This window comes from Neptunicella marina (assembly GCF_014270035.1).
In the GTDB taxonomy this organism is placed as follows: domain Bacteria; phylum Pseudomonadota; class Gammaproteobacteria; order Enterobacterales; family Alteromonadaceae; genus Neptunicella; species Neptunicella marina.
The window spans coordinates 242,957-259,608 of record NZ_JACNEP010000002.1 but is presented as its reverse complement, the minus strand read 5'-3'; the positions used below and the strand labels follow the sequence as shown (position 1 = coordinate 259,608).

13 protein-coding genes are annotated in these 16,652 nt (G+C 37.7%); all 13 read left to right on the top strand.

Annotated elements, in window-relative coordinates; translation table 11 throughout:
* Window positions 1-66: 66 nt before the first annotated feature.
* A complete protein-coding gene (locus H8B19_RS03570; RefSeq protein WP_194362612.1) occupies window positions 67-1,776 on the top strand; it encodes a GspE/PulE family protein in 1,710 nt (569 codons plus the stop codon).
* The gene (locus H8B19_RS03565; protein ID WP_186505407.1) at window positions 1,773-2,963 is read left to right on the top strand and encodes a type II secretion system F family protein; all 1,191 of its coding nucleotides are present in this window, start codon (window positions 1,773-1,775) and stop codon (window positions 2,961-2,963) included. The genes H8B19_RS03570 and H8B19_RS03565 overlap by 4 nt, the downstream gene beginning before the upstream one ends.
* A 16-nt stretch (window positions 2,964-2,979) precedes the next feature.
* Window positions 2,980-3,399, top strand: a complete 420-nt coding sequence (gene gspG / locus H8B19_RS03560) for a type II secretion system major pseudopilin GspG (protein ID WP_186505406.1) — start codon at window positions 2,980-2,982, stop codon at window positions 3,397-3,399.
* Complete coding sequence (locus tag H8B19_RS03555; RefSeq protein WP_241737457.1) at window positions 3,359-3,769, top strand: prepilin-type N-terminal cleavage/methylation domain-containing protein; 411 nt, start codon at window positions 3,359-3,361, stop codon at window positions 3,767-3,769. The genes gspG and H8B19_RS03555 overlap by 41 nt, the downstream gene beginning before the upstream one ends.
* Window positions 3,753-4,175, top strand: a complete 423-nt coding sequence (locus H8B19_RS03550) for a prepilin-type N-terminal cleavage/methylation domain-containing protein (RefSeq protein ID WP_186505404.1) — start codon at window positions 3,753-3,755, stop codon at window positions 4,173-4,175. Before H8B19_RS03555 ends, H8B19_RS03550 begins: the two co-directional genes overlap by 17 nt.
* 22 nt (window positions 4,176-4,197) lie before the next feature.
* Window positions 4,198-4,776: a PulJ/GspJ family protein gene (locus H8B19_RS03545; protein ID WP_186505403.1), complete on the top strand. Its 579-nt coding sequence runs from the start codon at window positions 4,198-4,200 to the stop codon at window positions 4,774-4,776.
* A 2-nt stretch (window positions 4,777-4,778) separates the two neighbouring features.
* Window positions 4,779-5,714, top strand: coding sequence for a type II secretion system protein GspK (locus H8B19_RS03540; protein ID WP_186505402.1), 936 nt, complete (start codon window positions 4,779-4,781; stop codon window positions 5,712-5,714).
* A 384-nt stretch (window positions 5,715-6,098) separates the two neighbouring features.
* A complete protein-coding gene (locus tag H8B19_RS03535) occupies window positions 6,099-7,544 on the top strand; it encodes a hypothetical protein (RefSeq protein ID WP_186505401.1) in 1,446 nt (481 codons plus the stop codon).
* Window positions 7,545-7,791: 247 nt separating this feature from the next.
* A complete protein-coding gene (locus tag H8B19_RS03530) occupies window positions 7,792-9,198 on the top strand; it encodes a hypothetical protein (RefSeq protein ID WP_186505400.1) in 1,407 nt (468 codons plus the stop codon).
* 11 nt (window positions 9,199-9,209) lie between these two features.
* Window positions 9,210-10,955: a tetratricopeptide repeat-containing sulfotransferase family protein gene (locus H8B19_RS03525; protein WP_186505399.1), complete on the top strand. Its 1,746-nt coding sequence runs from the start codon at window positions 9,210-9,212 to the stop codon at window positions 10,953-10,955.
* Between the two features lie 44 nt (window positions 10,956-10,999).
* Window positions 11,000-12,967: an SET domain-containing protein gene (locus H8B19_RS03520; protein WP_186505398.1), complete on the top strand. Its 1,968-nt coding sequence runs from the start codon at window positions 11,000-11,002 to the stop codon at window positions 12,965-12,967.
* A 123-nt stretch (window positions 12,968-13,090) separates the two neighbouring features.
* The gene (locus tag H8B19_RS03515) at window positions 13,091-13,921 is read left to right on the top strand and encodes a sulfotransferase domain-containing protein (RefSeq protein ID WP_186505397.1); all 831 of its coding nucleotides are present in this window, start codon (window positions 13,091-13,093) and stop codon (window positions 13,919-13,921) included.
* Between the two features lie 52 nt (window positions 13,922-13,973).
* A complete protein-coding gene (locus H8B19_RS03510) occupies window positions 13,974-16,649 on the top strand; it encodes a hypothetical protein (RefSeq protein WP_186505396.1) in 2,676 nt (891 codons plus the stop codon).
* The last annotated feature ends 3 nt before the right edge of the window (window positions 16,650-16,652 follow it).

The following is a 16,652-nucleotide window of genomic DNA, read 5'->3' as shown; positions in this document are numbered from 1 at the left end:
TGGTGTAATATAACTCATTAAATTTGAATGTTTAATGCTTCTTTACAATCTTTGTAGACAAGTTATATGCAGCAACCGGACAACACGAAAATTTTGAAAAATCAATTTCAGATTGACACTAGTTCACTAAACAAAAGTCTGATTGAAAGCCTTCTTCAATCCAAATTAATTTCAAACAATGATGTTGTTGCCATTAACAAAACTATGGAACAACTGAATTGTGGTGTGATTGAATCTATTGGACGTTTAGGCTGTTGCGGGGAAGATTCCCTGTATATGGCACTTTCGCGCGAATTAAGGTGGGAGCTTATTGAGAATGTTTCGCAATGTCCTCTTGCCCCTTCAATTATAGATGCCTGCCAGCATTTTGGATTGAGCATTGATTGGTGTCTTGAGCGAAACGTCTATATAACAGTTGACGATCAATCCGTTTGTATTTACATCTCTAAGCCCGATGCAAGTTTTGAGATGTCAGTTATAAAAACGCTGACCCACGATAAGGACGTGTATTTTCACTTAGTAACTCCTGCAATGGCTGCCAATATCTCTGACGATGTTAACCGAGAGAGGGCTGTGTCTGAATTATTTGGCAATTCGACATCCGATATTGCGGCGTTAGCCGAGGAAGCACCAGTGGTGAATTTAGTTAATAGTATCGTTGAGCGGGCTGTACAGGCTGACTCGTCAGATATTCATATCGAACCGGGAAACCTGCATATGGTTGTAAGGTTTCGTGTAGATGGCAGAATGACTGAATTCATGCAACAGCCAATGGCTCGATTTCAAGCCATTGCTTCACGAATTAAACTTTTGTCAGAGCTTGATATTGCCGAAAGACGATTGCCTCAAGATGGCAGATTTACTACGCGAGCAAACAATCGGGAATTTGATGTAAGGGTATCAACAGCTCCTGATGTTCATGGTGAATCAATTGTACTTCGACTACTGCCGAAAAAGCGTGATGAATTAAAACTGGAAGGGTTGGGCTTTGAACAAGACCATTTGCAACTTATTCGGGAATGGGGGGCGTTGAGTAATGGAATTGTATTGGTCACTGGGCCAACAGGTTCTGGGAAATCGACAACTCTTTACGGATTACTTGCTGATATTAAAACCGGACAGGAAAAAATAGTCACTGTTGAAGATCCTGTTGAGTTTCAGTTGGATGGGATTACTCAGGTTCAAGCTCGGCCTGATATTGGTTATACCTTTGCCAAGGCCTTAAGAACTTTTTTACGTCAAGATCCTGATGTGATCATGGTGGGCGAAATTAGGGATAAAGAAACAGCGGATATTGCTGTACAGTCATCGCTTACAGGGCATCTGGTGTTATCGACACTCCATACAAACGATGCTTGTTCAGTCTTCCCGAGGCTTGCTGATATTGGTGTCGAACCTTATCTTACAGCTGCAACAATTCAAGGCGTTCAAGCTCAACGACTGGTTCGTAAATTATGTGAGTTATGCAGCGAGCCAACAGACCCCCCTTCATTTCTCAAAGAAGGTATGCAAGGCAATTGGAGAAAGCCGGTTGGTTGTTCAAGTTGTCACGGTCGAGGTTACAAAGGTCGTATCGGTATATACGAATTGGTGCCCGTTGACTTGAAAATGAAAGAATTGATTACTCAACGGGCGCCTGTTTCCCAAATTAGAGAGCATTCTAAGAACTCAGGTAATCGTTCATTGTTTGATGATGGATTGCTCAAGGCGGCTAGAGGTATTACCACAGTTGACGAGGTTTTGCGTGTTTGTCATACCGGTGAGGATCAGGAGTGAAGTTTAAATATCAAGGTATTGAGCTTGGAACCAACAGTCGGCTGGAAGGTGAGGTTGAAGCCCTCAGTGAACAAGAAGCAGTGCGTCAACTTGCACAAATGAGAATTGAAGTATTTCACATTGAATCGTATGTGAAATCTAAAAAAAGAGGTAAAAAGGTATCTGTCGCTGATTTAGCTGTACCTTTACAAGAGTTGGCTACGTTGACAGAGTCGGGTGTAACATTAGTGGAAGCAGTTAAAGCCCTTGCACAAAATGATGAGCACCCTTTACTTGCTGAAGGGTTTGCTAAAATTGTCAGTTTAATTGAAAGTGGAGAAAGTTTTTCTACAGCGATTTCTGAGTCTACATTACCTTTCCCTGAATATGTTTCACACCTTGTTGCTGCTGGTGAGTTGAGCGGGCAACTTGCGACATCATTACGTAAAGCGTCGTATCAACTTAACTATGAGCAGTCAGTCAAAAGTGATGTTAAAAGCGCTCTTACATACCCTGTTGTATTAATTTGTGCAGGTTTAGCGGCGATGCTTATTATCTTTTTTGCTGTGGTGCCTAAATTTTCACATTTACTAGATTCCGGTAAAAACTTACCCGCTCTTGCTACAGCAGTTTTATCAGCTGGACGTTATGTAAATGATTCAGCCTATACAGTGTTTGGTTTGGTTGGTGCCATTGTTATTTCTTTAATTGTACTTTTTGCGAATAAGACCGTTCAGCAAAAACTAAAAGATTTAGCGATTGAACTACCTGTAATTGGACCTTGGTTATCAGAGCAAGATGCGGCTCGTTGGGCAGCTTTATGTTCTGCAATGTTATTGGCTCGTGTTAATTTGATTGCGGCTCTAAAGTTAGCTTCTGCTTCTTGTGAGTACACCCGAAGAAAGGCAAGAGCACATGTTATGATCGATGATATTGAATCAGGTATGAGCTTTACCGAGGCACTATCACGAGCTAGGTTGGTACCTCGTACCTCTCAGAATTTAGTGTCAGTTGGTGATAAAACCGGTCAGCTTGCCGAAATGTTGGATGCAGTAGCAGCATTACATGATACATCATGTAAAAGGCGTATGAAGCAAGTGCTGACTTTAATGGAGCCGATAGCGATACTTATTGTAGGTTGTTTACTTGGTGTAATGATTTTGGGTATTGTCCAAGCAATAACAGCATCTACAGATATAGCAATTTAAAAATAAAAGAGGAAATATGAAACCTACAAAACAACGTGGTTTTTCAATGATTGAATTATTGGTCGTTTTAGTTATTTTAGGATTATTAGCAGGCCTGGTTGGCCCACAGTTTTTTGGTAAGGTTGATGATTCGAAAGTTAGGACGGCCGAAACACAAATTAAAATGTTTAAAATGGTTTTACAAACATATCGTCTTGATATGGGGCGATATCCTAATGCTTTACAAGACTTGAGAACAAAACCTAGTGATGCTGGCGATTACTGGCGTGGCCCTTATTTAGATGAATCAATTCCTAAAGATCCCTGGAATAATGACTATCAATATAGAAGGGATTCTGTAGCAGAACAGGGCTTTTATTTATACAGCTACGGTGCTGACGGCGTTGCTGGAGGAGATGACAATAACGCTGATGTTGGATATGTGCCGAACTTATAAGCGCTACACCGGTTTTAGTATGATTGAGCTTTTGGTGACGCTGGTTTTACTCGGTCTGATTAGCGCACTTGTTATTCCAGGCATGGATGCATGGTTGAAATCTCGTGAATTGTCTTCGCAGGAGTTATCCCTGTCAGCTGGATTTGCCATGTTGCCCATTAAGGCTGCTAATTCAGGAAAATCAATTGTTATATCCAGTGCCGCAGATCTCAATTTACAGGGCATCGAGTTAGAAATTGAACAACCTATTATTATCGACTCTAATGGATATTGTCACCGAGGCCAACTCAAGCTTAGTAACAATGGTGTAAAACACTTGTACAATATTAATTCTCCATTTTGTGAGCTAGAGCGTGCTCAATTACATTAGCCGAGGATTTTCACTTCTTGAGGCCATGGTGGCGCTTGTTATATTGTCACTGATATATACTGCCGTATGGGGGTGGTATGGCGCTGCGGTAACTTCTACTAATAGCATTGAAAACAACTTAGCCTTACCACAGATATTTGAGCAATTTAAAAATCGATTGATGCTTGAAGATTTATCAAAAGATAATTCAGGTCAATATGTGATTGATACGTATACCATAAATTGGACGTCTTCAATTATTAAACGTTCTGACACAAATTCATTTAGACGTCAATTAGCATGGATTGTTGCATTGGTTGGCGTTCACGCCGTTATTCAAAAGAATGACAGTGTCATTAAAGTGTTTGATGTTCAACTCACAACCCAGTGGCGCGATCCAACTTATGTCGAACCACCCACACCTTAATCATTTTTGGTACAGCATTGATATGACTAAAATGCCCAAGGCTTTTACATTAATTGAGATGTTAGTTGTATTAGTGATCCTTTCTCTAACAACTGTTCTTATGACTCAGGGATTATCAAATACATGGCGTAATTTTGATCGATTAGGGGCGCGCGATTTAATGTTTTCTTCTGTACAGCTTCCTAAAGTATGGTTTAACACTAGTGTGCAGGGGGCAGTGCTGTATCATCCGGAAACATCATTGTTTAGTGGAAACCAAGCGAAATTTAGTTTTGTTAGTGCAAATGTCCCCAGTGAACATTTGCATCTACCACAGGCTATGACCTGGCAGATAATGGCGAACAGTCGCCAATGGGAGTTGCAGTTTAAAAGTTATAATGATGCTGAGTACATCACTGTTGCCTATTTTAAACAGCAACCTTACTTTTTTTATTTTGTGGATGGCGCGTGGTTAAGTGAATTTAGTCCATCTGGCGGACTACTGCCCAAAGCGATTCGAATTGTTGCTGGCGATCAAATTTGGTTACAGGCGAACGTTGGGCGACCTGTTGATGCAGATATACCAGTAGAGTTGCCTTTATTTGGTGAGTATGAGTTTTAATAATGTTGAGTAAACCAAATCAACCAAAAGGTGCGGCACTATTAGTTGTACTTATAATAGCGATAATTATGACAATTTTAATGTCAGTAGCTTCAGTCGCAATGTCGAAACGTTTAGCTCTTGCATTTGAGGCGCAGAACATATTTGACGAAAAAGTAAAAATAGAAAACAAACTAAGTGAGCTTTCCTATTTATTGGCAACACAAAGAATTACGGTTGCGGGAGTTAGTCAGGGGACAAATGTAAACGGCACTAAGGTTGATGATGATGGGCTTTTTTTAGTCGATATCATTGGTGATGAATTGCGAACAGATGGTTTCATGTACACTGAAAATGGCATTAGCTTTAGTATACAAAATGAATCAGGCTTAATTCCGTTTAACACATCAGATAATTATTGGATTAAAAAATTACTAACGGCCTACAAAGAAGATAACTTTAGTCAAATTCGGCTCACTAATAGCTTGATCGATTATGCCGACGCGGACAATTGGCGACAACCCTCAGGTGCAGAAAAAAAAGAATATGAAAAGCTTAGCTTCCCCGAACCCCCAAATTTTTTATTGCAAAAATGCCAAGAGCTATACGCGGTATTGAATTGGCCGCGACTACTAAATTCTCATCCGGATATCACGAATTTTTGTAGTTTACGGCGTACAGCAATGATTAATTTGAACGCTGTTCCATTAAAACTTTGGCAAATATTGTGGCCGCAGAGTCAGCAAAAAATTAGTCAATTAAGAAATACAAATAAGTGGTTTACAACACTAAGTGATGCGACATTCGCTGAGCCATCGTTCAACTCAGAAGTGGACACGTATTTGTCCGTACTTGGAGGCTATTGGTATCAGCTAAGATTCGAAACAAAGAATCAAATATATAAATTAAGGATCAAAATAGGAAACGATACGGCAAAGCCAGTCACTGTTTATCATTGAATTCTTCAAGTGTTTATTGTCGAGATTTATAGCCTGCAACTTAAATTGTAATTATTTAGTTATTGCCAGATATACCTGAGTTTAATCTTTACCAGTCAAAACAGAGTCTAAAAGCCTGAAAAAAGGCAACTTTTTGCAATAATCTGATTGTCTGGGAGCAATATCTCATCTATAGTTGCCTCATCAAAATTAGCGTGTTAAAACTTGACCTGTCGAATTAACAGTTAAGTTTGTGTTAATTCTGATAAAATCTATTAATATAGAGTTGATTACTACAACTGACTGTTGTAGCTTATTATAAGTCATCTGGTGTTTTGTCACCAAGGACTTGGTGGCCTAGTGCCATGATACAAAAAACTATAGTTACTCTTGCAGGAGACTGGAATGTTAAATAAAAAGATTTTAGCGGCTACTATCGCAGCTGCTTTTACAATGAACGCACAAGCTGCGGTTGATTTAGATGCGGATACTGGTAGCTTTATTGTTGCTGCAGAATCTGTTGCTTCAGGTGATTTAGATGCGAACGGTTTGGTAAAACTGACTGGTGCGCCTCTTCAAATCGTTACCACTAAGGCGGGTTTCTCTATCGCGAAAGGTACTTCAAAGTATGTTCGTGTAGATTTGACTAACGGTGAATTCCTTACCATTACTAGTTTGGCTGATGGCGTTAATGCAAATGTAACGTCTGTTTCTGCGGGTGGTGTTGGTGAGTCTTATGCAATTTTTGAGTTCGCTGCAGATGCAGGTGATGTTGCTCAGGGAGATACTATGACCCTGACTGCAACTTACGCAATGGAGAACAACAAGACTTTGTCTGCGACTTACAAGTTGTTTGAAACTGCTCAGCAAGCCATTGATAATACAACTAACGGTTTGGCTAAATCTGACGGTGTGATTGCTACTATCAAGTCTGCTTTAACTGGTACTTTCGGAGATGCTCAAAAAGTAACTGCTACTGTTGCTGATGAATTCAAAAAATTCAATGGTTCAGCTTCTACCACTTTAAACAGTATCGATATCGCTGATCTTGATGATACAGATGATACTTATGTAATGCCGGATACTACAGCATCTTTTGATGATACTGATTTGGCTACTGGTTCTGCTAAGTTAACTTTCTCTGGTGACTTCTCGTTTGGTGAGTTTACTTTTGGTGGTGCGAGCTGGGGTTATGATGAAGACGGTGAATTTGATGGAACTAGCGCCACTCTGAATGATGATGGTACTGTTGAAGTCGCTTATGGCGCTCAGGACTTAGTAGTTTCTACTACTGACGTAGACGCAGAAGTAGATGCTGCACTTAAAGGTAGTTATACCGTTAAATTATCTGGTGTTGCTGTAACTGGTGTTGCTAACCCAGTTAATGCTATCGGTACTTTTACTGAAGGTTCTGGTTCTATCGTATACGATACAACTACTATTCAGGTTCCTTATTTAACAACTTACTCTGGTTACAACCAGCGTTTATATATTGTTAACACTGGTTCTCAGGATGCAGCATACTCTACCAGCTTTAAGTCTGAAGATGGTGTAACTACCACTGCCGGCACTCAAGCTAGTGGTGTTGTGCCAGCAGGTGAAATGGTTGCGATTAAAGCAACTGATTTAGTTACCATCAGTGGTGCAACTCGTACCTCAGCTACTATTGAAATTGAAGCTCAGGGTACTAGTGTAGTTGCTACTTCTCAGACTGTTAACAAGTCTACTGGTACAACTGATACTGTTGCTCTGTACGGTGATGTTAACTCTAGCGTTGAATCCATTAATTCAACAGTTGACACTCTTAAGACAACTACTGATGCTATCAAAACAAAAGTTGATACATTGTAATCCTTACTTAGTTTAATGTAGAATTTTCTACTTAAATTTTGTATTTACAAAACCCCCCTTAATTGGGGGGTTTTTTATTGGTAAATCCACCTTCTTTTTATAAAATTTTCGTATGATAGCTCTTATTTTTGTTCGTAGAGCTTTGGTAATTAGTCTGACCGGAGACACTCAGATATATTCATACCTACTTAGTATTTTTATGTATGAAAAGTATTTGGTTGGATAAAAATAGTTAAGGCCTGTATTTATGATGTTGATGAATAATAAACAGTACTTTACGCTCTTCTTATTACTAAGTTTTTTTTGGGGGGTAAGTAATCATGCAGTTGCGAAGTTTAATCTTTCAACAAGTCAGACTTTGAATTACGCTGTCGAATCTATAACTAGTAATGACTATAACAACAAAGGGCAACTGGTAATCTCCAGTAATTCTGACACTTTAAATCTGGAAGTAGAGGTGGGGTTTGGTCTTTCTTCTGACTTCCGTTATGCACGGCTTGATATTATTAATGGTACTTTTAACAGTGCTTTTCCAAGTTCCGGCGTCGAAATTAGTGCAAACTATAAATCAACTTTAGTAGCAGGGGGCGGCGTTGGTGATTCGTTTGTTATTATTGAGCTTTCTGCAACCCCAAGTGTCGGAGCTGATACAGAATTACTTTTTGATACAACCTCATTTAATTGGGATGATATTGGTACACCGCTGGAAATTCAGTATACGCTCTATGATACGGCTGATGCAGCAGTAAATCATCTTGGCTACCTGTACAGAAAAAATGCTGTTTTAAGCCAGTTTATTAGAGCTGCAGGTAATAAATTTATACAATCTTTTCAGCATTATTCTGGTTTTGATAACAACTTTCTAAGATTCTCTGCGACATTTAGATCTCCCAGCACGTTCAAATTAGGTGATGCTAGCGAAACATTAGCATCAGTTGGAAAAATAAGATTTGACCAATTGGTTGCTGTTAACACTTTACTGCCGTCAACATCTAATGCAATTTCTGATTATCGGAAAATCATTCCAGGGGTTAAAACAGATTTAAAGTCAGTAAGTATAAGCGGCGATTTTTCCAGTATTACTGCTAGTTTAAATGAGGATGATGATTGTAGTGGAGCAGCAATTGAACTGTTGAGTTTCTCCAATGAAAATTCAGTTCTTACCAGTATTGATGAATTAATCGATCATCCTGTGTTTTGTATAGAAGCATCCAGTAACACGCAAGTAATAGAACCATCTGAATATTATTTAGATTTTGGTGGGAGTTTAGGTAAAGGATTGTTAGGAGCTATTAGCTATGATGCTGCAACAGCGGACTTACCTTTTATAACCACATTTTCTGACTATAAACAGAAAATCTATATTGTAAATTATGCTGGCTATCCAGTTGCTTATTCTACTCAATTTATAGCTGAGAGTGGAAAAGTGATTAGTTTAAATTTAAAAGACGCGGCAAACGGAATAATTCCAGCTAAAACGACGCTAAAGCTTAATACAACTGATTTAGTTGAAATAGAAGGTGAAGTTAAACGTGCCAGCGCACGATTCTTTTTTGATACAAAAGCGAAAAATTTGGCTGTTTCTTCTCAGTTATTGTCTGTATCGAATTCTGGAGTTCCTCCGACAGAGCATATTGTTGTAAAGGATAATTAGGTCATTGATTTATGGAGCAAAATACAAAGCTAGTAAAGGTCTTTAAATTATTAGAGTCGAATAAAGCGAAACAAGCTTTAACGTCAGTGAAAAAGCTAAATGCTAATAAATCGACTAAAACATACTATTCACTTATTGCAGAAGCATTATGTCACATTGAATTAAACAACATATCATTTGGTAATAGTCAATTAAATGAATTGATACAGTATGCCAACAGTGAAGCTACGTTAGATTTTGTTTGTCAAAATATTTATCACGCTTTTCGGAAGATAAATCGTTTCGAACTAGCAGTTGAATATTTATTATTCGGCTTGGAGCGAATTAGGTCTGAAAAGGCTATCAAGATTAAATGGTTACTGGCTAACTGTTATCTGGAAACTGGCGAGAATAAAAAGGCTATTAACCTTTATAAAAAACTAATGGTTTATAAACCATATACCGTTAGGTCATTAAAAAACCTCATAGCTATTGGTGTTACATTATCTGACTTTTCTTTTGTTCAGCATCATTTAAGGTTGATGCAAGGTCACATCGAACAATTAAATGTAGATGATTTAAAACTACTAATAGATAGGTGCGAGTTATTTTTGGATGATGATATTGAGCCATTGTTGAGAGTTGCTTCAAGTCGGGGAGTGAATAATTCGTTTATTTTGTACATGCGTGCACGTAGTGTATTTAAATCGGGTGATGCTTCTAAAACGCTCACTATTTTACAAAAAATAGAGCCTCAACATATAGACACATTCCATTTGAAGCTCGGTTTCCTGAGTTTGAAAGGAAAGTCCTATTTAGCACTGGATGATATCGATAATGCATTTAGTTGTTTTGAACAGATGAATAATCAAATGGCAAGTACTTTCCCTGATAATTGGAAGAGTAGAGATTATTTACCCAAATTGAGAAAGCTTGGAAGTATTCCTCAAAGGGGTCCTTCAAAGCCTTTTTCTTTTAAATTGTGTTTTCTAGTTGGTTTTCCTCGTTCAGGTACCACACTTTTAGAGCATGTATTGGACTCTCATAGTCAAGTTTTTGCTTTAGGGGAAAAAGTAACAATAGATGCGGTTATTGATAAAATAATTAAAGATGGTTATCAATATCCAGAAGATTTGCCTAAGCTGTCAGATGATTATTTGGATGAGCTAAGACAGCATTATGTAGACAATATTAGCAAGTATTTAGGTGACAGTGAGTTGTCTGATTATGAGGTTGTACTGGATAAAAATCCTCAGTTGTTAATGAAATTACCTTTAATACTAATGCTTTTTCCTGACGCCAGAATATTACTCGCTATACGACATCCACTAGACTGTATTATTAGCTGTTTTCAACAAAATTTTCATTTTAGGCGCAACCTCGCTTATTTTACAGATTGGGAATCAAGTTTTGTTAGATATCGTGATGTATTTGATAATTACATGATTTACAGGCAGCAATGGCAATGGAATGAACATAGGGTGTTTTATGAACAGCTGACGCAAAATTTCGAAGAGCAAATAGGTCAAATATTTGAGTTTCTTGGTATTGAAATGCAGCGAGACGAGATTATGCAGTATAGTCAAAAATCTCAGAAAAAAATCATTACAACGCCTTCGATTAACCAAGTTAAAAAAGGGATATATAGCAATAGGAGTTTCAATTGGGAAAAACACGTCAATTATATTGCACCATATTGGCACGAAGTGAAACACCATATTGAATACTTTGGTTATTCAACTTATCAAATAGAAGAGTCAATTGAAAATTCTATGTAGCTAGAAGATTGTGATTATCAACCACAACCATGTTAGAGGATTTGATGAGCTTAAAGTATGAACAGGCTAAGTCGCTTTATTTACAGGGGAAATATAATAAAGCTTTAGCAGCGGTCAAAAAAATCAAAGAGCAAGATTATCGCGTTTTAGAATTGGAATCTGTTTGTTTACTGCATTTGAATAAAACGAAACTTGCTTTATTAAAACTTGAAGGTTTGCTGGCTAAAAGTAATGATCCGAAAGATAAAATAAGAATCTATCAGAATATTGCATTTGCATATGAGAAGCTAAATTTACTTGATAAGTCTGTAATATATTTAGCAAAAATACTTGAACTTGACAGTTCACTTAATACATGTAAAGACAGATATTTGTTGATACGAGCTGCATTTGAGATCAAAGACTATATTTCTGTTGTAGCCTTTGCCCCGCTGTTAATTAATGTTTCAAAATATGCTTTCAATAGTTTGGTTTTGCTTATTATTTCAACAATTAAAAGTGATGAAACTGAGAAAACCATTACTTATTACAACAAACTAACGGCTGAGATTAAAACAAGAACTATTGATGACAGTGATAGTAAACTAATTATTGCTCTACTCGATGAACTGAATCTTAATAACGAACTCGTTAGAGTAAAGGAGTTATTATATTTGTTGGAGGCTCAAATTGGCTCCGAAAAATGGTTTTTGGAAGAAAAGAGTCAAAGACTTAAAAATATTGAAATTTCCTCTGGTGTTTCCTCAGATAAGAGCAGTTTTACAGATCAATTGTTGGACGGTAAGTCTGCTCCTAAATTAGGTGTGCAAGGTTTCCAGGTTGAGAACGCATTAAGATCCTTACGAAAAGAATTAGAGTTGAAAGGCGCTAATTTTAATATGCACATGGACATTGTTGAAATTAATGGGGAAATTAAAGTTTGTTTTTCGAAACAAACTGCGAAAACTGAAACATTAATGGACATTCCTATAGACTGTATGCCACTCGTTACAGATTTCAAACTTTCATTAGATCGGGCTGGGATGTTAGTGGCAAAAGCGAACAATAAAATGCTTAATCCTAAGTCTAGTCTGATAATGCGTCATTTAGTCGAACTTTACAATTCATGCAACAAGCTCACTAGTTGGAAAGAATCTTATCCATTATTCCAATTAGCTGGTAATTATAAATTATTTGAAAAATTGGTCAGTGCGCGCAGCAATAAAAATGAGTATTACCATTTTTATGCTGATCAATTTGAAGATATTGATGATGACGTTATTATTGATAGCTTTATTAAGTCTAGAGTTTTTAATTTTAAATCTTATGATTTAAGAAAGGCCGGTATTAAGACAACTAATAACTTTGAACCTGCGTTTCTACCAATTATCGATTTAATTAATCATAAAATGGGCGAGGATCCGTATTATATAGATACCCAAAAATCCTCTTTGATTACTTATACCGGGGCTGGGAGGGCCGGTAGAGAAGTCTTTGTTGAGTACAATTCTTACGATCCGCTTGTAACTTTTCTTTCATACGGTTTTATTGATTGCAATTCAGATTGGATATACAGCGTTCCTCATACACTAACAACGAAGAACGGTAGAAAGATTGATATCGAAAATGTCGTTAGTCAAGCCAAGTTGGAATTAATTCCTGAGGCATGTAGAGATATTTCGGGTTTTATGCCGACAATATCGGTGAATAACGCAGATCATTATAACGTCAGTAAACTCGTAATCCCTGAGGTTACCGGCCGCGGAATTTTAAATAGTGTGCTAACAAATGTTTTAAGTATAGTTGAAGGTAGTATGTATTTAGATAATGAGGAGCTTCAAAAGGAAGTTGCTAGACTAGAGCTCTCAGTTCTTGAGACTAACCTAGAATATTGGGTTGAACTAAAAATGTTAGTAAAAAATAGTCAATCGATACATGCAGCAGTATACAAACAACTCAATGATCTTTGTAAGTTTTCAATAAGCCATATAAAAACTTGTATTGAAAAAGCAGGTTGTTTTATACGCATATAGTAGTTTATGTAAACAGTGCGTAGTTTTATTACTACTTATATTTTCTTCCTGCGGATAATGTTAATGCCACTGATTAAGAATCCAAAAACTGTGTAACGCTAATATTTATCATAGGTATTAATATTGTTTAATCATCAACTTATTACTGGCATTCCCCGCTCTGGAACAACACTTTGCTGTAAACTGCTCAACCAAAGTAAAGATATTATTGCCTTGCATGAGCCAATCAACCCGGGAACCTGGCCAAAGAACTTCAGTACTACTCAGGCTGTTGAAACCATTCAGCGACAAATTGATGATTTTTATTCCGCGATTGTCACAGGACAACCTTTTGAAAATGGAGAGCAACAAGGGTTACTTATTGATAATCCTGTTGGAACTGAGTCTAAAGGTGGTATCCGGCAGGTGGTTGCGCGTCGTGGGCAACTCACGTTAGAACCACGACCAGCTGGGAGTTTTCACCTTGTTGTTAAACAAAATGCTTTATTCACTGCTTTATTGCCGGAGTTGGCCAGCCAATATCCTATGGTTTGCATAGTCAGAAATCCAGTTGATGTATTGTTGTCCTGGATGACAGTAGATTTACCTGTTAACCGAGGACGAGTGCCTGCTGGTGAACGCTTTAGTCAACAACTTCGGTATGCATTGGAAAATAAATCAGTAATAGATAAACAACTGGTAATTTATCAATGGTTTATTGATAAATTTATGGATAGTTCATTGCCTGTTGTTAGATATGAAGATGTGCTTGTAACTGGAGGAGGCGCGCTTCATGTTGCTTTGGGATTACCGGAAATAGCTCAGGCACCATTGAAAAAAAAGCATCGAAAGTTTCAACCACATATTATTGAGCAATTAACTCACTGCATTGATAAAATAAAAAACTTGTCTTTATATGGCTTGTATAGCAAAGAAAGTATTCAATTGGCTTACGATGAAGTGATTAATCAGTAAATTGAATGTGTTAATTTTAGTTTGAATATTTCAATATATTAAAGATTAATAAATGTCCTCAAATAACAAACTTCCATTTTATCTCTGCACAGGTTTTCATCGAAGCGGAACATCACTAATAGCTCAGACACTTTCTGATAATGGTATGAAAATGGGCGATGAGTTAATGGGGGCTAGTTTTAGTAATCCATTAGGGCATGTGGAAGATTTGCCTATTGTCAGATTGCATGACAAGATTTTTGAGATTAACGGGGTTGATTGGCGATATCATGATAACGCACCTTTAGTTAAGCCTAACTGGCTATCAAATTATATCGCCCACTATGTCAACGAAAAACGCAGTAATGCGCAGCTTAAAGGCGTTAAAGATCCTCGTGCATTGTTTTTTTTAAAAGATTGGCAACTCGCGCTAAAAAGCAATATTCGATTTATTTTTGTATACCGTCATTGGTCAACATCCTGTCAATCTTTATTTAAACGACATAGTCAGCATTTAGTTAACAGCACCCAAGATATTCACGCTAACAAGTTAAACTTTAGTTTTTGGCAAACCCCTGAATTGGCCTTCGATATGTGGTATGCGTCAAATAAAAGGATGCTTGAATTTTACCTTGATCATCCGGATAAATGCTTGATGATTGCCCAGGACGCGTTGGTAAGCGCAAACAGTATTGTGCAAGGAGCCGGTCAGAAAATAGGTCTCAGTCCCGAAAACTTAAAATGCAAAAACTTTAAATCTAATTTACTGATGGATGAAGCGTACCAATCAACGTTAGATATGGCCCCTGCTTCAAAGCGATTAAAACTGGATGCTTTATGGGATAAGTTACAACAAGCTGCTGATGTTAACGCTACAGATGTCCCCAACATAATTGATGATAGAATAACCGTTTCACCAAAGCATTTCGCAGATACTGCGTCAAGGCATCCAATTACACAACCCTTCCCAAACTTTGATATTAGGTCTTTAACTATCGATGAGGCATTTGGTTTTTTGGTTAGGATCCCTCCTCATAGATTCGACAACGCGTTATTAGTTAGTTTATTGAACCGGGCAACAATTAACGTTGAACAGCTGAATACTCTGGCAAAAGTTGCGCATAAAGCTGAAAGCTACGTAATAACAAAATTGGCTAAAATGCGAGCTATGCAGAAATGCTCTGATACTTTTGTAGTGGCTGATTGGTCCCTTTACACCAAAGATGATCAAAATTGGTCGTTATTAAAGCGTAAAGATTTACCTAAGGGTAATCCTTTCTCATTAAGGCCCTTGAGCGAGTTGGCTGCTAAAAGGCAGGAAATAGTGGAATGGCTTAAACAAAGTGAAACTTCACTTCTTGAGCAACTTAATCGCTTGCAGAAAGACAAACTGGAAGAATCGATTTCTGCAATCCTGCTTTATCGGGAAATCAATAATATCGGTTTCTATGACGAATTAATCAATTTAGCTGTAAAAAATGATTTGTGGCTTTTGACTGAATATGCGCTTTTGTTGCGTCTGAAGCAAAAAGTGGAACAGCCGGCTTATATCAAGCTTGCAGATTTATATCGTTCAAATCGCCTTTATGACCTAGCTTTAAGCGTATTGGACGTCGCTCAAAAGCTGGAAAATAATATTGCCGTTATTACAAGGATTGCAGATTGTTCTTATGAGCAGGGAAATGTCGAACAAGCGAGTAAACAGATTGCTTTCGCGGAAAAAATAAACCCTAATCATGCAATGTTACGCAGGGTTAAGGCTAAGTTTGAGATTATCACGCCTGATAAAAGCGAGTTTGTATCTCAACCTGCTTTATCGCAACTCTGCACTCCACAAAATGGTCATTATGAAAGTGTTGTAGAGCTTATGAGAACGGACTACCGACTGGGACGCAAAGCTGACCATGAATATCGTCAAAATGCATTTGTACTTCGTAATAACAGGTTGTGGCTTAAGAAAGGGCTGGAAAGGGTAACACCGCAGGCACAATTGAATTTATTCAACAATATCTACAGACATTGGTTAAAGTTATTTCCTGAGTGTTTTTTGCGTACAGATCTGAATTTAGAACAAACGTCAGTGAAAGCGTTATTTCATTCAATAAAAGCAGAAGCAACAAATGCTATCTTACTGATCGACGTTACCGACATCGACTCTCTTATCTCTATTGATGCTTTGGTGAGTGGTTGCTCATTCGCAAGAGTCTATCTTTTTACAGAACATAATTTACATCAGACGCTTATGCAGCAATTCAACTTGCCTGATTTTGTTCACGTGATTGCATATCAAACTGCCACAACGCTATCAGAAAAGTTAATTGAAGAGTTGGGAGTGATTGATAGAGAGTACATAATCTGTCGTCTAACGACCTCTGCATGTCCTGGAGAGCTTAGTAAATGGCGCAGTCAACAATGGTATTATTTGCTTGGAAATGATGACTGGACAAATGAGTATTTGTCTGAATTTCAAGAAAATGAAAAACTTGGTGTGATTTTACCGCCACTTGATCCCCATATTGTTAATGCGGAGAGTAAGCAGCTTACTGAGCTGTTGCAGAGCAATAATTTGCCATTTGTCGGTGAAATGTTCTGGTTCCGCAGCCAGTCACTGAAATCAATTGACTCAGTGACTATAAATGATAACGAAGTGGATGGTTTTATCAGCGGTAAATTAAGTGCTTTAATAAGGAAAAATGGATTTGATATTCGATTTTGCCATCAGTTAGTTCATAGACCCCTTAGCCGTTAAGCA